The 23703-nt window shown below is 68.2% G+C and carries 21 protein-coding genes; 12 read left to right on the forward strand and 9 right to left on the reverse strand.

Annotated elements, in window-relative coordinates; translation table 11 throughout:
- The first annotated feature begins 319 nt into the window (after positions 1-319).
- Positions 320-1846 carry an autotransporter outer membrane beta-barrel domain-containing protein gene (locus AAFF32_RS02805; RefSeq protein WP_216965184.1) on the forward strand — a complete coding sequence of 509 codons (1527 nt, stop codon included), beginning with the start codon at positions 320-322 and terminating at the stop codon, positions 1844-1846.
- A 68-nt stretch (positions 1847-1914) separates the two neighbouring features.
- Here the strand turns inward: AAFF32_RS02805 and AAFF32_RS02810 are convergent, their stop codons facing one another.
- The 4 genes from AAFF32_RS02810 to AAFF32_RS02825 form a co-directional block, all read right to left on the reverse strand.
- Positions 1915-2535, reverse strand: a complete 621-nt coding sequence (locus tag AAFF32_RS02810; protein WP_216965183.1) for a thymidine kinase — start codon at positions 2533-2535, stop codon at positions 1915-1917.
- Between the two features lie 85 nt (positions 2536-2620).
- Entirely contained in the window at positions 2621-3499 is an 879-nt protein-coding gene (locus AAFF32_RS02815; protein ID WP_342316435.1) for a methylglyoxal synthase, read from the reverse strand.
- 113 nt (positions 3500-3612) lie between these two features.
- Positions 3613-4341, reverse strand: a complete 729-nt coding sequence (locus AAFF32_RS02820) for a hypothetical protein (RefSeq protein ID WP_216965180.1) — start codon at positions 4339-4341, stop codon at positions 3613-3615.
- A 39-nt stretch (positions 4342-4380) separates the two neighbouring features.
- Complete coding sequence (locus AAFF32_RS02825) at positions 4381-5184, reverse strand: hypothetical protein (protein WP_342316436.1); 804 nt, start codon at positions 5182-5184, stop codon at positions 4381-4383.
- 182 nt (positions 5185-5366) lie between these two features.
- Between AAFF32_RS02825 and AAFF32_RS02830 the strand changes: the two genes are divergently transcribed.
- The 6 genes from AAFF32_RS02830 (at position 5367) to AAFF32_RS02855 (ending at position 11006) form a co-directional block, all read left to right on the forward strand.
- On the forward strand, positions 5367-7349 hold the full coding sequence (locus AAFF32_RS02830) for a UvrD-helicase domain-containing protein (protein ID WP_216965176.1): 1983 nt from the start codon (positions 5367-5369) through the stop codon (positions 7347-7349).
- Between the two features lie 268 nt (positions 7350-7617).
- Positions 7618-8019, forward strand: coding sequence for a VOC family protein (locus AAFF32_RS02835; protein WP_342316437.1), 402 nt, complete (start codon positions 7618-7620; stop codon positions 8017-8019).
- Positions 8016-8507, forward strand: coding sequence for a GNAT family N-acetyltransferase (locus AAFF32_RS02840; RefSeq protein ID WP_342316438.1), 492 nt, complete (start codon positions 8016-8018; stop codon positions 8505-8507). The genes AAFF32_RS02835 and AAFF32_RS02840 overlap by 4 nt, the downstream gene beginning before the upstream one ends.
- A gap of 111 nt (positions 8508-8618) precedes the next feature.
- Positions 8619-9272 carry an outer membrane beta-barrel protein gene (locus AAFF32_RS02845; protein ID WP_342316439.1) on the forward strand — a complete coding sequence of 218 codons (654 nt, stop codon included), beginning with the start codon at positions 8619-8621 and terminating at the stop codon, positions 9270-9272.
- Between the two features lie 129 nt (positions 9273-9401).
- A complete protein-coding gene (locus AAFF32_RS02850; RefSeq protein ID WP_342316440.1) occupies positions 9402-10316 on the forward strand; it encodes a 5'-nucleotidase, lipoprotein e(P4) family in 915 nt (304 codons plus the stop codon).
- Between the two features lie 366 nt (positions 10317-10682).
- Complete coding sequence (locus AAFF32_RS02855) at positions 10683-11006, forward strand: hypothetical protein (protein ID WP_342316441.1); 324 nt, start codon at positions 10683-10685, stop codon at positions 11004-11006.
- 19 nt (positions 11007-11025) lie between these two features.
- On the opposite strand, the gene AAFF32_RS02860 is transcribed toward AAFF32_RS02855, so the two are convergent.
- The 4 genes from AAFF32_RS02860 to AAFF32_RS02875 all read right to left on the reverse strand — a co-directional run bounded on the left by AAFF32_RS02860 (position 11026) and on the right by AAFF32_RS02875 (position 16188).
- Positions 11026-12123: a fimbrial protein gene (locus AAFF32_RS02860; RefSeq protein WP_216965164.1), complete on the reverse strand. Its 1098-nt coding sequence runs from the start codon at positions 12121-12123 to the stop codon at positions 11026-11028.
- Positions 12124-12152: 29 nt separating this feature from the next.
- Positions 12153-14849: a fimbria/pilus outer membrane usher protein gene (locus tag AAFF32_RS02865; RefSeq protein WP_342316442.1), complete on the reverse strand. Its 2697-nt coding sequence runs from the start codon at positions 14847-14849 to the stop codon at positions 12153-12155.
- Positions 14849-15580 (reverse strand): molecular chaperone, encoded by a 732-nt coding sequence (locus AAFF32_RS02870; protein ID WP_216965160.1) that lies wholly within the window; start codon positions 15578-15580, stop codon positions 14849-14851. The genes AAFF32_RS02865 and AAFF32_RS02870 overlap by 1 nt, the downstream gene beginning before the upstream one ends.
- A gap of 77 nt (positions 15581-15657) precedes the next feature.
- Positions 15658-16188 (reverse strand): fimbrial protein, encoded by a 531-nt coding sequence (locus AAFF32_RS02875; protein ID WP_342316443.1) that lies wholly within the window; start codon positions 16186-16188, stop codon positions 15658-15660.
- 341 nt (positions 16189-16529) lie between these two features.
- Here AAFF32_RS02875 and AAFF32_RS02880 point away from each other — a divergent pair, with 341 nt between their 5' ends.
- The 3 genes from AAFF32_RS02880 (at position 16530) to AAFF32_RS02890 (ending at position 21480) form a co-directional block, all read left to right on the forward strand.
- Entirely contained in the window at positions 16530-17447 is a 918-nt protein-coding gene (locus AAFF32_RS02880; RefSeq protein WP_342316444.1) for a hypothetical protein, read from the forward strand.
- 25 nt (positions 17448-17472) lie between these two features.
- A complete protein-coding gene (plsB, locus tag AAFF32_RS02885; RefSeq protein ID WP_342316445.1) occupies positions 17473-20220 on the forward strand; it encodes a glycerol-3-phosphate 1-O-acyltransferase PlsB in 2748 nt (915 codons plus the stop codon).
- Between the two features lie 66 nt (positions 20221-20286).
- Positions 20287-21480: a hypothetical protein gene (locus AAFF32_RS02890; protein WP_342316446.1), complete on the forward strand. Its 1194-nt coding sequence runs from the start codon at positions 20287-20289 to the stop codon at positions 21478-21480.
- 21 nt (positions 21481-21501) lie between these two features.
- On the opposite strand, the gene AAFF32_RS02895 is transcribed toward AAFF32_RS02890, so the two are convergent.
- Positions 21502-21711, reverse strand: coding sequence for a YdcH family protein (locus tag AAFF32_RS02895; RefSeq protein WP_216965150.1), 210 nt, complete (start codon positions 21709-21711; stop codon positions 21502-21504).
- Positions 21712-21776: 65 nt separating this feature from the next.
- Between AAFF32_RS02895 and ttcA the strand changes: the two genes are divergently transcribed.
- Both ttcA and AAFF32_RS02905 read left to right on the forward strand, forming a co-directional pair.
- Positions 21777-22688 carry a tRNA 2-thiocytidine(32) synthetase TtcA gene (ttcA, locus tag AAFF32_RS02900; protein ID WP_216965148.1) on the forward strand — a complete coding sequence of 304 codons (912 nt, stop codon included), beginning with the start codon at positions 21777-21779 and terminating at the stop codon, positions 22686-22688.
- Positions 22689-22767: 79 nt separating this feature from the next.
- Positions 22768-23673 carry a recombination-associated protein RdgC gene (locus AAFF32_RS02905; RefSeq protein ID WP_216965146.1) on the forward strand — a complete coding sequence of 302 codons (906 nt, stop codon included), beginning with the start codon at positions 22768-22770 and terminating at the stop codon, positions 23671-23673.
- Positions 23674-23703 lie beyond the last annotated feature (30 nt).

The following is a 23703-nucleotide window of genomic DNA, read 5'->3' on the forward strand; positions in this document are numbered from 1 at the left end:
TGATTCGTGATTCGTGATTCGTGATTCGGGATTCGGGATTCGGGATTCGGGATTCGGGATTCGGGATTCGGGATTCGGGATTCGGGATTCGGGACAGCTTCTTCGAAACCGAGATCCAGATTGTCACGCCATCGGGCACGCGCTCCCGGTTTCACGCCTAGATAACGCCATAAAAAGGATTCTGCCTCACCGGCTTTTCACGAGATGAAGGCTGTGGGGCAGTACGCGGAATGTTCATCCATGCGCTCTCGTTCGGGCATCCGGTCCATCGATGACAAGGACTCGCCGCGCATGGAATAGGCGCGCAACCGGAGGCAGCGTGACCGTGGCCGACAACGCACGTCTGATCGGCGTGCAGGGCCAGACGTTCACCATGGGCCCGTTGACGCTCAATCCGCTCTCGCATGTGGATGCCTCACTCGCGGCGCCCGGTACGACCGCGTTGTTCGGCATCAGCGGCAATCTCGTGCTCGATGGCCTTCTGGACATCACCTCGACGGGCGCCTTTGGCCCGGGGCTTTACCGATTGATGAACTACACCGGCGCGCTGACCGACAACGGCCTGGACTTCGGCGTCGTGCCCGCGGGTTTCACGCCGAATCTGGATCTGTTCGTGCAGACCTCCGCGGCGCAGCAGATCAATCTGGCGAACACGAAGGGGGCGCTGCTGACGTTCTGGGACGGAGGCAACAGCGCGCTGTTCAACAACGGTCGAATCGACGGCGGCGCGGGAACGTGGCTGGCCACGACCGGCCAGTCGTGGGCCGACATCAGCGGAACCCTCAACGGACCGTGGCAGGCGGACAGCTTCGCGATCTTCCAGGGCACGCCTGGCATCGTCACCGTGGACAACAGCGCAGGCGCGGTGACCTTCAGCGGTGCGCAGTTCGCCGTGAACGGCTACACGATCACCGGCCAACCGCTGACGATGCAGGCGACGCTCACCACGCTGCGCGTGGGCGACGGAAGCGACGATGCCTATCGCTTGCGCGAAGGCGTGGAGATGTGGCTGCGCGGCTATTACCAGAGCAGCGAGGGCGATCGCGTCGATCTGTTCCGGCAAGGTTACGAGAGCGACGGCCGCAGCTTCATCCTCGGTGCGGACGCGGCGTTGGCCGACTCGGGCGTCGTGGGCGCGTACCTGGCGTTCGACGATCTGGACATGGCCTATCGCGGCCCGACTGCCGACACCGGTCGCACGCGTCTGGATGGATGGGCGGCGGGCGTGTACGGCAGTTATTGGGGTGAACGCCGCTGGTTCGTGCAGGGAGCGCTCGAATACGGTGTCTATGACGTCGAAACCACGCGGGCCGTCGTCTTCGGCCCGATTGCCGCGCAGGCGCAGGGCGATCGCGACGCACGCGCCTGGACGGCCACGGCCGGCGCCGGTTACAACCTCATCCCGGGCGACGGTTGGCTGATCCAGCCGCAGATGCATCTGCGCTATCAACGCTTCGACGAGGATGGCTACAACGAACGCGGCGCGGTGGCGCTGGACCTGGGCTATGGGGACTTCGACGCCGGAACGTTCCGTGGCGAAGCGGGCGTCACCGTGCGCCGGTCGCTGCCGGCCGCCACCGCAAAGCCGGAGATCAGCGTCGTGTTCGCCTACGCGAACTACGTGTACGACGACGCGTTGGACGATCGCGACCGCACCGCACGCTTCACCATCGGCGATGCGTTCCGGATTTCCGTCGACGACGGCACGCGCGACGGCATCCGCTATGGATTCGGACTCGAGCACACCTGGAACAGCAATGCCGCCATCCAGGTGCTGTTCGAAGCGGAGGACTACGGCGAGATCGAGAACCGGAGCGCTTCGCTGCTGGTGCGCAAGCGGTTCTGAACGGGCGATGCGTCGCCACCGTGAAAGCGGATGGCGACGCGTTGGCACCCTTCGATATCGCTATCGCCTCACAGCGGCAGCGGCGGCTGCAACGGTTCGATCGCGCCCTCGCCGCTCATCACCTTCTTGTATTCCGCGCGCGAGACCGAGATGTAGCGATCGTTGCCGCCGATCTCCACCTGCGGCCCCTCGCGCACCGCGCGGCCCTGCGCGTCCACGCGCACCACCATCGTCGCCTTCTTGCCGGTGTGGCAGATGGTCTTGATCTCGGTGAGTTCGTCCGCCCACGCCAGCAGGTACTGGCTGCCCTCGAACAGCTCGCCGCGGAAATCCGTGCGCAGGCCGTAGCACAGCACCGGGATGCGCAGCGCGTCGACCACCTCGCTCAGCTGCCACACCTGCGCTTTCGTCAGGAACTGCGCCTCGTCCACCAGCACGCAATGCAGCGCGCCATGCTGGGCGATGTCGTGGCGGACCTTCGCCTCCAGATCGTCGTCGCGTTCGAACGCGATGCCCTCCGAGCGCAGGCCGATGCGCGAGGCGATCACGCCGGTGCCGGCGCGGTCGTCCAGCCGCGGAGTGAGGATCGCCACGCGCATGCCGCGCTCGCGGTAGTTGTGCGCCGACTGCAGGAGCGTCGTGGTCTTGCCGGCGTTCATCGCCGAATAATAGAAATAGAGCTTTGCCATGCGCGCATTTTACGACGTGTCGCGCGCGTGGCGCCTCCCGGCGCCAACAGGCCTGCGGACGCGCGGGCCGCGGCTGTGCGCGGCCTCAGTCGTCGCGTCGCGCGCGCAGCCGCACGGCTTCGGCCCAGCGCTGCGCGACGCGGGGCGAGGTGATGCACACCGCGTCGAAAGTGACCGTGGTGACGGCGCGTTCGAGCAGCTGGATATCGGCTTCGTGCTGGCGCGCGACGTGCGGGTCCTCGAAGAAGATCGCGCGCTGGCACTGACGCTCCAGCACCAGGTCGGCGATCTGCGCGTCGCCGCCCATCGGACCGCTTTCGTAACGCTGCACCCAGGCCTGGCCCTGCGGCCAGCCGCGGCTCCAGGCCAGTTCGTTGAGGCGCTGGCCGGTGGTGCCCGTGGCGACGCGGCGCTGGAAGCGCGAGAGCACGTCGAAGTGCTCGGCGGCGTAGGCCATCATCTGCGGCTTCATCGCGTCGTGGGCGATCATCGCCAGCGTCTGCGTTTCCAGCGCGTGCAGTGCGTCGGCGGCGGGATCCGGCGCAAGACCGGCGTGCACGCGCTCCATCTCGATCCAGTCGCGCGCGGAGGCGACGGTGGAGATGAAAGGTTTGCCGTGGATCACGCACTGGCGCTTGAGCGCCACCGCTTCGGGGAACACCGAAGACGGATCGACCGGGTCGATCAGGTAGATCGCGCCGTCTAGCGTGCGTTCCGCGCTGCCCAGGCCGACGACCTCGGCCACCAGTTTCATCAGCCCGCCTTCGCGTCCGTAGGGATAACGGCGCAGGCCGGTGTAGCCGGCGAGCATGCCGGCGGCGGCGATGGCGTCGAAGGTGCGGCCGATGGTGTGCAGTTCCAGGCCGAGTTCGCGTATCCCCGGCTCGCAGGTGCGCAACAGGCGGAACAGCGCGGCGTCTTCACTGAGGTGGTGCAGGCGGTTGGCGGCCAGGCCCAGGCGCATGGCGGATCCGTCGAGGGGCGAAGGCGCAGTCTATACGGCCGACGGGGCGCATTCAGGCACCGGCCCGGGCGTGTGGAGGCCCGGGCCTGGTCGCCGCGATGAAGGAAACGGCCTCAGTCGTCGGCGTCGCGGCGCGCCGGTGCGGCCGGGCCGACCTCGACGCTGCCGGCCTGCCAGATCGCGTCCTCGACGGCCCAGTACTTCTTCGGCTGCCAGCGCCAGCTGGCGAACATCGGCGTGAGGTCGAAGTAGTCCGTGCCGCCCATGTCGTTGCCGACGGGCGCGGTCGCGGTGAGGAAACCCACGTAGCCCAGATGGCTGCCGGTGATGTTCCGCTTGGCCTTGGCGATGCCGCGCGTCTGGCGCGGCTTGGCCACGTCGTCGCCGTACTGCGCGTAGAGCGCCGCGCCTTCGCGCAGCGCACGCGCGCGCTCGTCTTCGCTCAGTTCCAGCCACATCTTCTCGCGCAGCACGATGAAGCTGGGGTACATGCGCTCGGCGGCGAGGTCCGCCCACGCGTAGGCCAGCGCGCGATCGCGCTGCACGCCCACACCGTGCCAGTACAGCAGGCTGATGCGGTGCTGCGAGTACTTGTCGGCGTAGCTCGCCGACTTCACGAAGTGCCGCATCGCGGCCTCCCACTGGCCCTTCGCCGCGGCATCGCTGCCGTACAGGCGGAAGAGTTCGTTGGGATGCGTGGAAGCGAAGCGCGAACGCTCGTCGTAGGCGCGCGCATCCATGCGATCGGTGCTGGCGCTGGCGGCCTTCTCGGCTTCCGGCGTCGGTGCGGTCGGGCCGGCGGCCAACGCGGCGAGAAGCACGGCGGCAGTCAGGGTTTCCATCTCGTCTCCTTTCGATCAGGCCTTCGTGAATGTGCGACGTCAGCGTTCGGCAGGAACGCGACGGTCGTTGCGGCGCACGGTTTCCAGTTCGCCGACTTCGACGCTGCCGTCCAGCAGCCGGTCCTGCTCCTGCCAGTATGTCTCCAGGCGCCGCAGACCGCCTTCCTTGCCGTACAGCTCGTCGGGCGAGCCGGCGACCGAAACGGCGTAGGCCGCGGCATTGCTGCCGGTTTCGGTGAGGAACACGCCGTTGATCGGTCCGCCGCCGGTTTCGATCGGCTGGTTGCGGTAGCCCACGCGGCTGCCGGTCATGTTGCGTGCGAAACGGCGGATCTCGTCCTCGGCACGCGGCTTGGCGACGTCGTCGCCGTAACGCGCGTAGAACGCGGCGCCGGCATCGGGCACGCGCGCCTGCTCCTGCGGCGTCAGTTGCGACCACATCTTCTCGCGGATCGCCAGCAAGCGCGGATTGCCGCGCTCGGCGGCCAGGTCGCTCCAGATGTAGCCCTGCACGCGGTCCGGTTTCGTGCCCACGCCGTGCCAGTGCATCAGGCTGAGGTAGTGCTGCGAATACTTGTCGGCGTACTCGGAGGCCAGCTCGAACCGGCGGATCGCCTCGTCGTAGCGGCGCTGCTGGTAGGCCTTCAGGCCCTGCACGCGGAACTCCTCGTTCGGACGTCCGCGCAGCGAAGGCAGCATCGCATCCAGTTCCATGAAGCTGGCGCTGCTGAGCGACGGGGCTTCATCGGCGCGGGCGGGCGCGGCGAGGGTCGAGGCCGCCAGCATCGCTCCCGACAGGGCGAAGGCGGTGAAAGCGGGTCGCATCGTGCGGATCGTGCGCATGGCTGCCTCTCCATCGGGCCAGTCCGGGCCGTGGGCGTGCCGGCGATCACCTGAACGGCGGGTCGAACCTCCGGCCGCGTCTTCCGATCGTACGACCTTCCCGCGTGCTGCTGCGGCGGGCGCGCCCCAAAGGTCGATTACGGCACAATACGCCGCCGCCTCCGCGGCAGCAAACACGCCACATGCACGGTCTGAACCCCCCTCAACGCGCTGCCGTCCTGCATACCGACGGCCCCCTCCTCGTGCTCGCCGGTGCGGGCAGCGGCAAGACGCGCGTGATCGTGGAGAAGATCGCGCACCTCATCGCCTCCGGCCGCATGCCGGCCAAGCGCATCGCCGCCATCACCTTCACCAACAAGTCGGCGAAGGAAATGAAGGAGCGCGTGGCCAAGCGCATCAAGGGCGACGCGGCCGAAGGCCTGACCGTGTGCACCTTCCACGCGCTGGGGCTGAAGTTCCTGCAGATCGACCATGCGAAGGCGGGGCTGCGCCGCGGGTTCTCGGTGTTCGACAGCGACGACTCCAACGCGCAGATCAAGGACCTGATGCCAACGGGCAGCAAGCCCGACGCGATCGACGACATGCGCAATCTCATCTCGCGCGCGAAGAACGCGGGCCTGTCGCCGGAAGAGGCGCTGGCCGTGTCCAAGAGCCCGCGCGAGATGGAAGCGGCGCTGATGTACCAGCGCTACCAGGCGCGGCTTTCGACGTTCAATGCGGTGGATTTCGACGACCTGATCCGCCTGCCCGTGCAGATGCTGGAAGGCGACGAAACCCTGCGCCTGGCCTGGCGCGAACGCATCGGCTACCTGCTGGTGGACGAGTGCCAGGACACCAACGACGCGCAGTACCGCCTGCTGATGGCGCTGGCCGGCGAGAAGGGCCTGTTCACCTGCGTGGGCGACGACGACCAGTCGATCTACGCCTGGCGCGGCGCCAATCCGGAGAACCTGCTGCAGCTGGGCAAGGACTATCCGAACCTTCAGATCATCAAGCTGGAGCAGAACTACCGCTGCTCCAACCGCGTGCTGCGCAGCGCCAACGCGCTGATCGCGCACAACCCGCACGAGCATCCCAAGACGCTGTGGAGCGACCAGGCCGACGGCGAGCGCATCCGCGTGTGGGAGTGCAAGGACGCCGCGCACGAAGCGGAGAAGGTCGCCGCGGAAATCCACTTCCTCGCCGCCGCCAAGACCGCGCCGTGGAGCGATTTCTGCATCCTGTTCCGCGGCAACCACCAGAGCCGTGCGCTGGAGAAGGCGCTGCAGCTGCTGCGCGTGCCCTACCACCTCAGCGGCGGCACCGCGTTCCTGGAGCGCGGCGAAGTGAAGGACGCGCTGTCGTGGTTGCGCCTGATCGCCAATCCCGACGACGACGCGGCCTTCCTGCGCGCCGTGCAGTCGCCCAAGCGCGAAGTCGGCGCGACCACGCTGGCGAAACTCGCCGAACTGGCGCAGCACGCGCACATGCCGATGTCGCGCGCCGCCGAGCAGATCGGCGTGCTCAAGCAGCTGGCGCCGCGCGCGGCGAATGCGCTGGACGGCTTCGTCAACATCGTGCGCCACCTGCGTGGCGAAGCGTTCAAGATCAGCCCGGCCGATCTGGTGCGCTCGCTGGCGGAGAAGAGCGGCCTGCTCGCGTCGATCCGCGCGCAGTGCAAGGACGAGGCGAGTTTCCAGCGCCGCAAGGAAAACCTGGAGGAATTGTCCGACTGGTTCGACGGCGGCAAGGGTTCGGGCCCGGGCGAACTGGCCGCGCAGCTCGCGCTGCTCTCGCACGCCGACAAGGGCGAGGCCGGCAACCAGGTGCGGCTGATGTCGCTGCACGCGGCCAAGGGCCTGGAGTTCCGCTACGTCTTCATCGTCGGCATGGAAGACGGCACGCTGCCGCACGAAATGGCACTGGAGGAAGGCTCGCTCGAAGAAGAGCGGCGCCTGCTCTACGTCGGCATCACGCGCGCGAAGGAGCAGCTGTGGCTGTCGCATTCGCGCGAGGCGTCGAAGTGGGGCGACAAGCTGCGCCTCAAGCCGAGTCGCTTCTTCGACGAACTGCCCGCCGCGGAAATCCAGCGCGACGGCGCCGATCCTGTGGCTGATGCGGCGCGCAAGCAGGAACGCGCGGCGGCGGGGTTCGCGGCGATCAAGGCATTGTTGGGAGAGGGGTGAGGAAAGCGGGTGCGTTTCCGCCCACTCACGTCATTCCCGCGAAGGCGGGGGCTTTTGGGCCGCCGCATGGCGGCACTCTCCAGGGACATTCCACGCTCTACCGGCGCCTCGCAGACAAAGCAGCCCACCGCCGCGTATAAGCTGCCGTGAAAGCATGAAACGTCACTGGAGAGTGCCGCCATGCGGCGGCCCAAAAGCCCCCGCTTTCGCGGGAATGACGGTGAGGCAGCTTCCCGCCATGGGAGTGCCCATGACAACAAACGAACCCATGAATCTCCAGCGCCTCCACCACGTCGCCATCATCGCCTCCGACTACGCGCGGTCGAAGGATTTCTACACGCGCGTGCTCGGCCTGCGCATCGTCGCCGAGGCCTACCGCGAGGCGCGCGATTCGTGGAAGCTCGACCTCGCCCTGCCGGACGGCACGCAGATCGAGCTGTTCTCGTTCCCTTCGCCGCCGCCGCGCCCGTCGCGCCCCGAAGCGTGTGGGTTGCGACACCTGGCGTTCGTCGTGGACGACGTGGCGGTCCACGCCGATGCGCTGCGCGCGCACGGCATCGACGTCGAACCGCTGCGCGTGGACGAGTTCACCGGTCGTCGTTTCACCTTCTTCGCCGATCCCGACGGGCTGCCGATCGAACTCTACGAAGCCGGGACGCACGGGGCATGAGCGCGATCATCGAACCCGCGCGCGAGGCCGACCATCCACGCGTGCTGGCACTGAACCTCGAAGCGGTGGAAATGACCAGCCCGATGGACGCTGCGCGCCTGCGCCAGCTCGATGCGCGCTCGGCATACCACCGCGTCGTGCGCGAGGACGGCGAGGTGGTGGCATTCCTGCTCGCCTTCCGCGAAGGCGCGGACTACGACAGCCCGAACTACCTGTGGTTCGCGCAGCGCTATCCGCGCTTCCTCTACATCGATCGCGTGGTCGTGGCGGCGTCGCACCAGGGCCGCGGGCTGGGCGCGATGCTGTACCGCGACCTGTTCGATTTCGCACGCGCCGCGGGCGTCGACACGGTGTCGTGCGAGTTCAACACCGTGCCGCCGAACGAGCCATCGCGCCGGTTCCATGCGGGCTTCGGCTTCGGCGAAGTCGGTTCGCAATGGCTGGATGACGGGCACAAGCAGGTGTCGTTGCAGGTGGCATCGGCCTGATCGTCCCTGCGGGGCCGGGCGCGCAATCCCGCTACACTGATGACGGGCCCGGGGGAGGGCCCTCGGATGCCGCAACGGCGTCCGTCCATCAACACGTTTTTTGGGGAAGACATGTCCAAGTATGGATGCATGGCGCTGCTCGCCATCGCGTGCAGCATCACCGTGCCTGCGGCGCAAGCCGAGGGTAGTTTCTTTATCGCCGGCCAGGCCGGTCAGGCGACGTACGACAACAGCGGCCTGTCCGAAGACAAGGCCGACACCAGCGCGCTCAGCCTGGGCTATCGCTGGCAGGCGGGTTCGATCACGCAGATCGGCCTGGAAGCGGGTGGCGGCAAGGTCGGCGAAATCAGCGACAGCTATTCCTTCGACGACGGCTTCCTGTCGGAAGAAGGGCGGATCGGCTTCGATGTCCGTTACGCGCACGTCGGCGCCAACGCGCGCTTCAATTTCGGCACGAACAGCCGCTGGTTCGCCGTCGGCCGCGCCGGTTACATGGGCTACAAGCAGGACATCAAGGCCAGCTACAGCTGGGCGTTCAACGACCCGTTCCTCAGTGGCCTCAACGGCACCGAGACCGCATCGGAAAGCGAAGACGGCGGCGGCGCCTATTTCGGTGCCGGCATCGGCGTGGACGTCACGCCGAACTTCAACATCAACCTGATGTACAACGGTTACGCCTACTCCGCGCTGGACGAGGATGGCGAGCTGGAAGACGACTCCAGCACCGCGAGCACGACCACGCTCGGCCTGGAACTGCGCTTCTGATCCACGTTGGACGACGGGGCCGGCGATCCGGCCCCGTCTTCGCATCGCCGGCCCTGCCGGCATGCGGCGACACGACGCTGTCGTGGACCTCGGGCTACACTCGCGCCCCGATCCGGCCTCTGTCCCGCCATGATGCAGCCACGCGTCCTTTCGCTTTCCCTTCTCGCCTGCACGCTCGCCCTGACCGCGTGCGACCGCACGCACACGCCTGCGTCGCAGACCGGCGCCCCGGCCGCGCCATCGTCCACCGCCGCCGCCAAGCCGGCCGTCACTGCCGACGACAACCTCAACGCCGTGCTGTGGATGCAGGCCAGTGCCGAGTACCCGGCGGCGACGACCACCGTTTACCGCGCCGCCGCCGACAAGCTGGGCACCGCGCTGAAGGAAAAGCACTGGGACGCGCTGGTTCCCGACGAGCGCGGCAATCCCGCGACCGGCCTGCCGCCTGCGGTGGTGATGGACGTGGACGAGACCGTGCTCGACAACTCGCCCTACCAGGCGCGCCTGGTGCGCGACGGCAAGGAATACGACGAAGTGACCTGGGACGCCTGGGTCGCCGAGAAGAAGGCGAAGGCCGTGCCGGGCGTGGTGGAGTTCGCCAAGGCCGCCGCCGCGAAGGGCGTGACGATCCTCTACCTGTCCAACCGCGCCGTGCACCTGAAGGACGCGACCATCGCCAACCTCAAGGCCGTCGGCATGCCGGTGAAGGACGACAGCGTGTTCCTCGGCCTGGGCACGGTGGTGCCGGACTGCGAGCAGAACGGCAGCGAGAAGAACTGCCGACGCCGCCTCGCCGGCCAGCAGTACCGCGTGCTGATGCAGTTCGGCGACCAGCTGGGCGACTTCGTGCAGATCACCGCCAACACGCGCGAAGGCCGCGCGCAGCTGCTGGACGAGTACGGCGACTGGTTCGGCGAACGTTGGTTCATGCTGCCCAACCCGACCTACGGCAGCTGGGAGCCGGCGGTGTTCAACAACGACTGGGCCCAGCCGCGCGAGGCGCGTCGCGAGGCCAAGCGTGCGGCGCTGAATGTCGCCCCCTGATTTCGCTTTTACAAATCAATGACTTGCAGCATGATTCTTCACGAGTTGCATTAGGTTTGGAGGGCGGGTAGTCTGCCCTCCGTCCGGCGCGAGCCGGAGCCATGCCACAACTCGAAGTCCTCCGGCCCCGGCCGGATTTGAAGGAGGCCCCGGCCTCCTTTTTCTTCGCCCGTCTTTCGTCCGATGCGCCCACATCGCGACCGCCGACCGCCCTGACCGCTCCCGCTTCCGCGCCGACCGACGGTCGCGAAGTGTGACGCCCATTGCAGTTCCTTCACGTCTTGCGGCGTATCCCCTCCAGAAAACTTCAGTCCTGCCGATGGAGCGAATAGGCGAACTACGCGCATAGAAGCGCAAGGAAAGGCCATGAAGCGAGTCAGAGCCACGGTGGGCGCCGTGCTCTGGGCACTGGTGGTGGCGGCGAACGCGCATGCGTCCGACGGACGCATCACGTTTACGGGCAGCGTGGTGACTCCAACCTGCGCTCCCGCCGTGATCCAAACCCCTGCACAGAACGTGCCGCAGCACCTTCGTACGCGTTGCCCGGGAACCTCCGTTCCCACGGCCTACACACTGCGGCTGGAACCGGCCGCGGCCGCGTTGCCGGGATCGCAGGTGATCGCCTACCACGACGCCTACCTGCGACAGGCAGGCACGCATTCGATGCTGGCGACGCAGGAATACGACTGAGTGCAGCGACGACGGGCGGTCAGTCGTAACTGAGCGTGTAGGTCACGGTGGCCGCCACCTTGCCGGCCGTTACGGTGGCGGTGCTGTAACGGTAGTACTGCGCGTAGTACGGCACCGACCACGTACCGGCTGCCGGCGTGGTGCCGACCAGAACCGCCGAATCGAACGCCACGGCACCGAACGTCCCGTTGAGGATCTGCACGCCGACATTGGCGGCCCACGGACCGGTGCCGGAGGTCGTGGGCATCACCACGCCGGTGCCGGTTCCCTGGCGGGCGCTGTCCATCGTGATGCGCACGCGCGAGCCGACCTGGCAGCGCATGTTGATGTTGAAGCGTGTACGGCCGGCCACGGTTCCCACCGCACCGGTCAGCGAGGCGGACGAGACGGTCGGCAAGGGCACGGCCAGCAGCGCCGAATCCGAGTTCACCAGGCACGTCGGCACGGTGACCGTCGTGCCGCCGTTGAGGCGCAGGTTGCCGATCGTGCCGACACTCGAAGTCACGCCGTACTCGTACCAGTAAAAGCGCATCAGGCGGCTGATCTGCGAGACGGTGCCCGGCGTGATGGTGCCGGTCTTGATCAGTTGCGCGGTGAAGGTGTTGCTGATGCTGCCGGTGCCGTTGCTGGCGCGGTCGATCGGACCGATCTCGAAGCCGCGGGTGGAGTTCGGGCCGCAGCGCACGCAGGGCTCGGACTTCGCCTGGAACGGCGTGCCGGTGATCTTCAGGCCGATGCCGTTGAGGTTGGTGTCGAAGACGATGCCGTTCGCCTCGGTGTCGGTCGCATCCAGCCCGGCGAGGTCGCCGGCCTGGATATAGAGACCATGGCCCTTGGTGGTGTCGAGCACCGGAATGTTGGTGCAGCTGAAGACCATCGTGATGGACGCAGGCGTTCCCAGCAGCGCGCCGACGGGCGCGTTGGGCTCCACCGTCACGGCGCCCAGCGTGAAGTTCTGCGCCGCCGCGGTGCAGTCGGACGTGGCCGGGCCGGCCTTCGCGCTCCACGGCAAGGCGCTCAGTCCGGCGAGCATCGCCAGCATCGCCAGCAGCCGCATCACCGCGCGCACCTGCTGTGCGGTGCGCGGCGCGGAATCGGAGCGAGCGGGCAGTTTCATGTCGGTCGGCATCTTGGTGCGGTGCGCGCTCACTGCGCGGCCACGGCGGAAGGTGCTTCGGGCGTGCAGCGCACGTCGAGCGTCGGAAGGTCGTTCGCCGCGCCCTCGACCGGCGCCGGCATGCGGTAACTGACGCGGCATCGGCGCGTCACGCCGTCTTCCGCCCAGCTCAGCGTCATGGTGCCCTGCTCGTCCACGCCGCGCACCAGCAGGCGCCCGCCCTGGCCGACCACGCCCAGCGTGCGACCCGCGGCGTCGGCGACATCGGCCCCGAACGGCACCGCGCGACCGTCGTCCATGCGCGCGCGCACCAGCGCGCTGCGGCCGTATTCGGTTTCGAAGCGGACCATCGCCACCGAGCCGGCGTAAGGCGCGACACGCGCGTTGGTCGCCTTGAGCTGCACGTCCAGGGACAGGCCCTTGGGATCGAGCTCGAGGTTGTTGAAGTTGTAGGGCATCAGGAACGGCACCAGCGCATAACCAAAACGGTTGATGCGCACGCCCGGCGCGTTGAGCACGCGCGCGCCGGTGGCGTTGGGCGCATGGACGATGGCGAGCGTGTCGCCGCCCGGCTGCCCCAGGGTGACGCCGCCCGGATGCGCGACCACCGTGCCCTGCACGCCGAAGGATGCCTGCGAGTAACCATCGCCCTGGCCGTAGCCCGCGCTGAAGGCCGCGAACGGCGTGCGGTAGCCGGCGTTGAGGCTGCCGTAGGCGCCGGCATCGTCGGCATGTGCGGCGGTGGCGGCGTACGTGATCTGGCCGTCGCGCCCGGCCTGCCCGGCCACGGTGACCTGCGCCTGGGTGCGGCCGTCGTCGTCGCGGGTCGCGCTGGCGGCCACGCTCGGCGCGCTGGGGCTGCTTCCCAGCGGCACGCTGATGCTCAGGTTGAACTGGTTGCCGTAGCGGCCGTCGAGGTCGCGCACGCGGTTGGCGGACACGCTGTAGTTCAGCGAACGGAAGTTGTTGCTGTAACCCAGCTGGAACTGCACGTCGCTGCCGCTGCGATTCCAGAAGTCGCGCGCCGACGCCGTGGCGTACATCACGCCGCCGTTCTGTCCCAGGCGCTGGTTGAGGTTCACGTCGAAGCGGTTGCGCTGGCGATCCAGGCCGTACTGGTTGGCCAGCACGTCGACGGCACGGCCGCCCTGCAGTGCATCGCGCTGTTCCGGCGTGAGCGCGACGGGAAGGTTGGTCGCCGGATCCAGCGATGCAAGGTCGGTCACGAACGAGCGGCCGTCGGCGTAGTCGCGCGCGATCAGCGCATCGCGCAGGCTGTAGTAGCCGCTGGTGGAATAGCGGTACGAGGCCAGGCTGAAGGTCGTGCCGGTGTTCGGCAGCATCTTGCTGTACGTCGCGCGCAGGCTCTGGCCGGTCTTGCCTTCGGTGCCGGCCACGTCGGTGCGCGCGGCGGTGACGTCGAAGGCGATCGCGCCCAAGCGCGTGTTGAGCGACACGCCGCCCAGCGCGGCGAAGTAGCCGTCGCTGCCGAGCAGGCCGCCGTAACCGGTGACCGTGTTGCTGAGGCCGCGCTGCAGGGTGGCCTGGACCAGTGCCGGATCGTCGCCCAGGCCCTGGTCGTGCACGCGACCGGCGGAGATCGCGTAGCGGTAGCGCCCCGGGCGAAGCTGCTGCGGCACCGTCGCGAACGGCACGGTGAACTCGCGCACGTGGCCGTCGGCCTCGGTCACGGTGACCCGCAGGTCGCCGCCGTAACCGGTGGCGTAGAGATCGTCGATCGCGAACGGACCCGGCGTCACCGTGGTTTCGTAGATCAGCGCGCCGTTCTGGCGGATCGACACGCGCGCGCTGGTCTCGGCGACGCCGCGCACGGTCGGCGCATAGCCGCGCAGCGAGTCGGGCAGCATGCGGTCGTCGGTCGCCAACTGGACGCCACGCACGCCGACGCTGTCGAACAGCTCGCCGCTGGTGTAGCTGTCGCCGAGGGTGACCTGCGCGCCCCAGGTCGGGATGTCGCGCCGGGCGTAGGTGGCGATCGACTGCCAGGCGTGATCGGACGCCACGTCACTGCCCGACTGCCAGGTCAGGTTGCCGTCGTGGCGGAAGCGCCAGGCACCGAGGTTGAAGCCCAGGTTCACGCCCAGGTAGCCGGCGGTCATGCTCTGGCCGCCACTCTCGGTGCGATACGCGTTGAGGTTGTAGTTGAGCAGCCCCGCGGTCACGCCCTTGTCCCACAGCTCGGGGCTGACGTAGCCGCGCGCGCGGTAGCCCTTCCACGCCTGCGGCACCGTCACGTCCAGGCGCAGCTCGGTCTGGTCGTAGACGGCGGTGGCGCCGGGGATGAGGTCGGACATGGCGACGCAGCCGTCGGCCTGCGCCAGTCGCGCGCGGGCTTCCTCGGTGAGCTTGGCCCGGGGCAGGCCGAGCCGGTCGAACAGCTCCGGCGTAAAGCACGGCACGGCGTTGGTGTCGGGCGTCGGCGAGGCGAAGCGCACCTCGCTCGCCCCGGACCACTCGCCGTCCAGGTACAGGTCGAGGCGGTACGTGCCCGGCGTGATGACGGTGCCGCGCTCGAAGCGCGTGAGGTCCACGGGGGCCTGCGCGCCACCGGCGAGCAGGCTCATGTCGAACTGCGCATCGCCCGGCGCGGCGGGCGCGGCCAGTGCCGGCCCCCACGCGAAAAGGGCGAACGCAATGGCCGCACCGAGCGCGGCGCGGCCCGGTACGTGCATAGCAGCCGGCGAATGGCGGCCGCTTTCGCGCATCAGGGCGTCACGCTCGCGGTGAAGGCGGACGCGGCGCCGTAGTCGTTGATCGTGGTGTAGCGCACGGCCGCGCCGGCCGGGGCGGTCTTGGCGAGCGTCGGCACGCGCAGGCGCAGTTCGCCGAACGGCGCGACCATGCCGGCCTCGGCGTCGAACGACTTGCCGCCGTCGGTGACGGCCAGCTCGCTCACGGTGATGTGGTACGGCGTCGGATTGCGAACGATCAGCTCGCCGGCAGCGGCGCGGAACGTGAGCTGCTCGGGCGCCTTGTTCGGATCGCCGGTCAGGCCCTGCGGGCGGAAGAACAGCTTCAGGCGCGAACGCAGCGCCAGCTGCAGGTAGTTGGCCTTGGCCAGTTCGCCATCGGCCGGCTTGGGCGGGATTTCCAGCACGTTGAGCCAGAACAGCGACTCGCGGTCGCTCGGCAGCGGCTCACGGGTGTAGAGGATGCGCAGGCTCTGATCGCGCCCGGCTTCCATGCGGAACATGGGCGGCGTGATCAGGAAAGGAGTGTCGACGGTGTCCGGCGTGGCCTTCGGGTCGCCGCGATCGATCCACGCCTGCACCAGGGCAGGGTGTTCGTTGGCGTTGGTCAGGCGCACGGTGACCTCACCGTCCTTGGCCGGCAGGACCACGCGGGTTCCACCGATCAGCACGTTGGCATGGGCGACAGGAAGCACGGCACAAAACGCGAGCAGTGCCGCACCGACGGTGCGGTTCCAAAGGTTCATCCGGGGTACCTGAGGGGGAATGGGTGCTGCGGAGAAGAGCGCGGGCGCCGCCGCTTGGCTGCGCCCGCGTGATGCACTTACTGGTACTGCATCGTGTACTGCACGGAGGTGCTCACCTGACCCGGGGTGGCCTGGGCGGTGGCGTAGTACTGCGCGTAGTAGTTCAGCGTGGCCTTGCCGGCGGCGATGTCGAAGGTCTTCGACGCCTGCGCGCCCGCGCCCTGGTTGAGCTTGATCTCGGTGGTCAGGTCATCGTTGACCAGACGCACCAGCACGTTGCCCGCACCGCCCGAGGTGATCGTGTTCTTCAGGTAGCCGGTGGTGGTGTCGATGTTGGCGCCCTGCTCGAAGTACGTGGTCGCCTTGGTCAGCGAACCGCAACCGGTCAGGGAGATGGTGAACAGCTTGTTGCCGGCGGTGGCGCCCAGCGCCGGAAGCGCGGTGGTGGACACCTGCGGCAGCACGACGGCGATGTTGCCGCCAGCCGGGGTGTTGATCAGACAGGTCGAGGCCTTGACCTCACCGGTGATGCTGATGGTGCCGTCGACGGCCATGGCGGACATCGGGGCCAGGCCAAGGGCGGCCGCAACGAGGAGGAGCTTCTTCATAAATAAACCCTGGAGTGTGGTCCGCCGTGGCGGGACGCTATGCCCCGGCGAAATTGCCGGTTCAGGGCTTAGAAAGCAGAATCTGTGCCAACCGTCTCAAAACCGTTTTGGAGCCGTTATGGATGCGTGAAGGGACCGATTCCGGTAAAACTGAACGAGATTCCGATCACACTTTCCGCCTCTGATTGCGGATTCCGCCCGTCCACGTCACTTTTTGACCTAAAGAAATGTGACGGGATGCCGATAAACCGGCGGGTTCGCAATTCCGGGACCGCCTTGGCTTGCCCGGTCCCGCCCCCATCGCCAAGATGCCGACAGCGACTTGGGGAGAGCCGCACCCGATGACATCGATCGCCCGCGCCATCGCCGCGCTGACGCTGCTTGCCGCCCTGACGGCGGGCGGTGGCTGCCAGCGCGCGCCCGCGCCGGCCTTCGAACCCACGCCGACGCAGCCCGCCCAGGCGGTCGAACAGCTGATCCGCGATCTTCGCCACGACGACCTGGTGAGCTATTCGCGCCACGCCGTCCCGCCCGCGCTGCACGCCCGGCTCGACCAGGCCTGGAACGAGGGCCGCACGCGCTGGCCGCTCACCGATCTTCCCCTGGATGACCGCCTGCCGGCCTTCATCGACGCCCTCGCCGCCCCCGGCGCCGAGAAGCAGCTGCTGACGGTCTACCAGCGTCAATTTTCCGGCGCGAGCGCCGAGCTCCGCTCCGCTGCGGCCACGCTGGGGTTGTTCGCCACCCAGTACCTGCGGCGGGAAGGGGACTACAGCGCGCAGGAGCGCGCCCACTACGTCCAGATCGTCGGGGCCATCAGCGGCTGGGCGCAGAAAGCCCCGCTGGGTGACCTGCAACGTGCGCGCCAGACGCTCCCGCAACTGGTCGCCGGCGCCCGCCAGACCGGGCTGGCCGGCGGGCCGGCGCGTTTCCGCGAGCTGGGCATGCAGCGCAGCCTGGAGCGGATGGGGCCGTTCTTCGGCCGCGTGAAGCGGGTGCTGCTGGCCTATGGACTGGACCTCAACGCCGACCTGGCCACCGCCCGCACCGGCCTGATCGAACAGAACGGCGACCATGCCCGCATCCGCCTGCAGTACACGCTGGCCGGCCAGCTGATCGAGGCCGAACTGGCGGTGGAGCGCCACGACGGCCGCTGGTACCTGACCGATGCACTGCGCCACGCCGAAGCCGAAGCGGCGCGCACGGCCCCCGAGTCCGACTCGCCCGCCAGCGCACCGGACGCCCCCGTGGCGCGCTGAACGCGGCCGAAGCCGCGAAGGCATAATGCCCGCGATGCCGAAACAGACACCCCTGCCTTTCCCGGACGCCGACAAGGACGCGACGGCCGCCGATTCCACGCCCGCCCGAGCGTTCGACGGGACGGCCGCGCACGAGCCGATGCCCGAGACGCCCGACGCCGATCCGGCCCAGGCGCAGCTGCCGATCGCCCCTGCGCCGCAGGCGCGCGAGCCGATGCGGGGGCCGCGACGCAGCGGCCCGCGGCGCCCGTGGTGGGCCAAGCTGCTCGGCCGGATCATGGCGCCGTGGGTGCAGATCACCATCGAGCCGCGCAACCCGACGGCCGAGATCCCGGAGGAATGGAGCGGCCGCCCGGTCTGCTACGTGCTGGAGGACTACGGCCTCAGCAACGCGCTGATCCTGGAGCGTGCCTGCCGCGAAGCCGGCCTGCCCTCGCCGCTGCAACCGCTGCCGGGCGACCCGCTCAAGCGCAAGCGCGCCTACCTGGCCCTGTCTCGCCGCAACGTCAACACGCTGGCCCAGCTGCAGCAGTCGCTGGGCACGTCGCCGGCCTCGCCGAAGACGCATTCCGGCTCGCTCGCGCACCTGCTCGACGCCCACCGCGCCGACCCGTCGCTGGACGTGCAGCTGGTGCCGGTGTCGATCTTCGTCGGCCGCGCGCCGGACAAGAACAGCGGCTGGTTCTCGGTGCTGTTCTCCGAAAACTGGACCCTGGTGGGCCGCTTCCGCCGGCTGCTCGCCATCGCGCTCAACGGCCGCGACACGCTGGTGCGTTTCGCCCCGCCGGTGAGCCTGCGCTCGATCGTCGACGAAGGCCTGCCGGCCGAACGCACGGTGCGCAAGCTCTCGCGCGTGTTGCGCACGCACTTCCGCCGCATCCGCGCGGCGGTGATCGGGCCTGACCTGTCGACGCGCCGCCTCCTGGTGGACCAGGTGCTGGCCGCGCCGAGCGTGAAGGAAGCCATCGCCGACCAGGCCGCTCGCGACAAGAGTTCGCTGGCCGACGCCTGGAAGAAGGCGCACGGTTTCGCCTACGAAATCGCCGCCGACTATTCGCACCCGGTCGTGCGCTCGGCCAGCTTCCTGCTGACGCCGGTGTGGAACCGCATCTACCGCGGCGTGCTGGTGCATCACCTGGACAAGCTCAAGGACGACGCGCCGGGCCACGAAGTGGTCTATGTGCCCTGCCACCGCAGCCACATGGATTACCTGCTGCTGAGCTACCTGCTCTACACCAAGGGCATCGTGCCGCCGCACATCGTGGCCGGCATCAACCTGAACCTGCCGGTGGTCGGCACGCTGCTGCGCAAGGGCGGCGCGTTCTTCATCCGCCGCAGCATCCGCGGCAGCGCGCTGTATTCGGCGGTGCTGAGCGAGTACGTCGCGCAGCTCGTCGCCGGTGGCCATTCCATCGAGTACTTCGTCGAAGGCGGGCGCTCGCGCACGGGCCGCCTGCTGCCGCCCAAGGGCGGCATGGTGGCGATGACGCTGCGCGCCTTCCTGCGCCAGCCCACGCGCCCGGTGCTGTTCCAGCCGGTCTACATCGGCTACGAGAAGCTGATGGAAGGCACCAGCTACCTCGACGAGCTGACCGGCAAGCCCAAGGAGAAGGAATCCATCTGGCAGCTGCTGATGGGCATCCCCAAGGTGCTGCGCAGCAACTACGGCCAGGTGGTGGTGAACTTCGGCGAACCGATCCGCCTCAACGACGTGCTCCACGAGCACGCGCCGGACTGGGACGGCACGCCCGTCGGCGAGGAAGAGAAGCCGGTCTGGCTGTCGGACACCGTCGACGCGCTCGCGCAGCGCATCCAGGTCAACGTCAACCGCGCCGCCGACGTCAATCCGATCAACCTGCTCGCCATCGCGCTGCTTTCCACGCCGAAGCACGCCATGGGCGAGGCCGACCTGCGCGCGCAGATCGCGCTCAGCAAGACGCTGCTGGCCGAGCTGCCGTATTCCGACCGCGTCACCGTGACCCCGCACGCGCCGGAAGAAATCATCGCCCACGGCGAGGAGATCAACGTGCTCAGCCGCATCGCCCATCCGCTGGGCGACGTGCTCGGCGTGAGCGGCGACAACGCGGTGCTGCTGAGCTACTTCCGCAACAACGTGCTGCATCTGTTCACGGCGGCCTCGTGGATCGCCTGCTGCTTCCAGAACAACCGCCGCATGAGCCTCAACGGCGTGCAGCGCCTGGGCCGCAGCGTGTACCCGTTCCTGCAGGCCGAGCTGTTCCTGCCCTGGACGGAAGAAGCCTTCGCCGACCGCCTCAACCGCACGGTCGAGGTGTTCATTCGTGAAGGCCTGCTGGAACGCATCAGCGACGACGAAGGCGGCATCCTGGCCCGCAACGCCGGCCAGACCGACGAGGTCTTCCGCCTGCGCGCGATCGGCCATTCGCTGCAGCAGGCATTCGAGCGCTACTACATCGCCATTTCGGTGCTGGTGAAGAACGGCCCCGGCACGCTCACCGCGTCGGAACTGGAAGGCCTGTGCCAGCTCGCCGCGCAGCGCCTGTCGCTGCTCTACGCGCCGGCCGCGCCGGAGTTCTTCGACAAGACGCTGTTCCGCGGCTTCATCCAGAAGCTGCGCGAGATGAAACTGGTGTGGCCGGACGAGAACAGCAAGCTCGCCTTCGACAGCCGACTGGACACCTGGGCGAAGGACGCCAAGTTCATCCTCGGCCGCGAGCTGCGCCACACCATCGAGAAGATCAGTCCCGAGAGCGCCAAGCCCGCGACGCCTGCCGAGCCGCCGGCCGCCGACTGATCGGCGCACCGCCCTATACTCGGTTGGCCGGAGGGGAATGCCGGCCAACCAGGGGAACCATCGATGATGCAATGCAAGCGCCGCCCGATGGCGGCGGTGATTCTGTGCGCGCTTTCCATGCCGGTGTTCGCGGCCGATCCGGTCGGCCACGATCCGGCGCAGTCGGCCGTGCTGGCGGCTACGCCCGTGCACGTGGTGCTGCTCAACACAACGCTGAAGAGCCAGGTCCCGTACCAGTACTACAGCGTGTCCGGCGATCCGACGCTGTACAACCCGATGTTCTACAACGTGCCGCCCGGCATGAGCGCCGGACAGGCCGCAGCCGCAGGCGTGGCCGGTGGGCTGATCGCCGGCGTCCTGATCAACGCCTCGATGCAGGCCGCGGCGAAGAACCAGATCGAACCGGCGGACGCGATCCTTCGCGGCGGCGGGTGCAACCTCGACCAGGGCGCGGCGTTGAGCACGACGGTGGCCGATGCGGTGCGCGACACCGCTTGGGGCAAGGCCACCACGATCACGGCGCACACGCTGGCGCCGAAGCAGTCGATGGACAAGATCGTGGACAAGGAACAGCCGCGCTACGTGCTCAGTACGAGCTACAGCATGAGCTCGGATTTCTCGGCGATCGTGACCAGCGTCAGCGCGTCGGCCTACGCCGAGCAGTTGCCCGGATCACCGAAGAACTGGCGCAAGAACCCGGCCTGGACCGACGACCTCGTCGTCGTGTCGGACCGAGTGGAGATCGCCCCCAAGACGCAGGCGGACATCGACGCCGCCATCGCCGAGGAGAACGCGCGCTACGAAGCGCTGAACGTGAACGAGTTGATCGTGAAGGCCAACGGCGGCGACCGCGTCGCCCGCGGCAAGGTCGCGCCGCTGGTGCAGGAGCACAAGCGCAAGCTGCGTGCGGCGGCGGCACCGGCCTGGACGCCGATCGACGAGGCCGTGCAGCGCAGCAGGATCTGGACGGCCGAAGGCTGCGCGCGACTGCACACCGCCATCGCCTCCAACGCCACCGAAATGCGCGGGCTGCTGGGCAACCTGTTCCGCGGCGAACTGCCGGCGCGCGTGACGGAGATGCCGAAGAACCCTCAGGTCGCGCCCGCCACGGGCGAGCGTCGCGTGCAGGCCGAGCCGATCGGCGTGTACCGCCTCACGCGTGCCGGCGACAACGTGAACCTCGCGTTCCGTTACTCCTGGCTGCCGGAGTCGGAGGAGAAAGAGGACGGCGGCGCGGGCGAAGCCGGCGCGAGTCGCTGACGTTCGACGACGGGTCGGCCCTCAGGCCGGCTCGTCGGGAATCAGCGCGCTTTCCAGCCGCGCGATGCAGTCCTTGAGCCAGAGCCTGCGCTTCTTCAGGCGCTTGATCGTGAGCTCATCCGCTTCCGGCGCCTGGACGAGCCGGTCGATGGCCGAATCCAGGTCGCGGTGTTCGAGCCGCAATTCGGCCAGCTGGCGTGCGAGCAAGGCGGGATCGTCACTTTCGATCATGGTCGAAGCTTAACGCGGCGCCGGCACCAGCGTCACCGCGCCCCGGCCGGTAGAATGGCCGGTCCATGAGCACCGTCCTGCCATTGCTGGAACCCCAGCCGCACCTGCGCGCCCCGCAGCGCCGCGTGCATGAGAACCACAAGCTCGCCAAGCGCCTGCGCCACCAGGTCGGCCGCGCCATCGCCGACTTCGGCATGATCGAGGACGGCGACAAAGTCATGGTGTGCCTGTCCGGCGGCAAGGACAGCTACACCATGCTGGACATCCTCCTGCAGCTCCAGCAGAAGGCGCCGGTGAAGTTCGAACTGGTCGCGGTGAACCTGGACCAGAAGCAGCCCGATTTCCCCGAGCACGTGCTGCCGCAGTACCTGGAATCGATCGGCGTGGCGTACCACGTCATCGAACAGGACACATACTCCGTCGTCACGCGCGTGGTGCCGGAAGGCAAGACGATGTGTTCGCTGTGCTCGCGCATGCGACGCGGCGCGCTCTACACCTACGCGCAGGAGAACGGCTTCACCAAGATCGCGCTCGGCCACCACCGCGACGACATGGTGGCGACGTTCTTCCTCAACCTGTTCTTCCACGCCAAGCTCTCGGGCATGCCGCCCAAACTGCTCAGCGACGACGGCAAGCACGTCGTCATCCGCCCGCTGGCCTATGTGCGCGAGGACGACATCAGCGCCTACGCCGACGCCAAGGGCTTCCCGATCATCCCCTGCAACCTGTGCGGCTCGCAGGAAAACCTGCAGCGCAAGCAGGTGAAGAAGATGATGGACGCCTGGGAACGCGAGACCCCCGGACGCATCGAGACCATCGCGCGTGCGCTGGGCGACATCCGCCCCTCGCAGTTGAGCGATCCGAAGCTGTTCGACTTCCTCGCGCTCGGCCGCCACGGCGACGCGCCGCTGCCCGATGCGCATGCGTGGCTGGCGGGTGATCCGCGGGAATCGGCAATGGAGAATGGGGAATCGTAGAAGCCAAGCCTCCGCCCCTGCCTCACGCCGTTTCGATTCCCGATTCCCGATTCTCCATTCCCTATTCCCGGCCTCCTGAATGTTCTTCCGCAACCTGACGCTGTTCCGCTTCCCCACCACCACCAAGTTCGACGATCTGGAAAGCGGCCTGGGCGAATGCCAGCTCAAGCCGGTCGGCCCGCTGGAACTGTCCAGCCGCGGCTTCATCTCGCCCTTCGGACGGGGTTCCGAGGAGATGCTGCACAACCGCAGCGACGCGACCTGGCTCGCCGTGGGCGGCGAAGACAAGATCCTGCCGGGCTCGGTCGTCAACGACATGCTCAACAAGAAGCTGTCGGAAATCGAGGCGAAGGAAGGCCGCAAGCCCGGCGGCAAGACGCGCAAGCGCATCAAGGACGAACTCATCACCGACCTGCTGCCGCGCGCGTTCGTGAAGCCCAGCCGCACCGATGCGCTTATCGACATGGGCCTGGGCGTGGTCGCGGTGGATACCTCCAGCCGCAAGTCCGGCGAAAACGTCGTCAGCGAGATCCGCCGCGCGCTGGGCAGCTTCCCCGCGCTGCCGCTCAATGCCGAAGTCGCGCCGCGTTCGGTGCTGACCGGATGGGTCGCCGGCGAACCGCTGCCGGAAGGCCTGTCGCTGGGTGACGAGTGCGAACTGCGCGATCCCATCGACCAGGGCGCCGTGGTGAAGGTGCAGCGCATGGAGCTGCAGAGCGACGAGATCGCCAAGCACCTGGAATCGGGCAAGCAGGTCACGCGCCTGGCGCTGAATCTGGACGATCACGTTTCCTTCGTGCTCGGCGAGGATCTGATCGTGCGCAAGTTCAAGCTGCTCGACGGCGCGGTGGACGAGCTGGAATCGACCGAGCGCGACGACCTGCGTGCCGAGCTCGACGCGCGCTTCATCCTGATGGCCGGCGAGTTCCGCCGCCTGTTCACGGTGCTGGAAGGCGCGCTGAAGCTGTCGAAGGCGGACGCCTGATGCATCCGGCGCCGGGACGCCCGGCGCCAC

The sequence above is a fragment of the Lysobacter sp. FW306-1B-D06B genome (assembly GCF_038446665.1).
Lineage (GTDB): Bacteria > Pseudomonadota > Gammaproteobacteria > Xanthomonadales > Xanthomonadaceae > Lysobacter_J.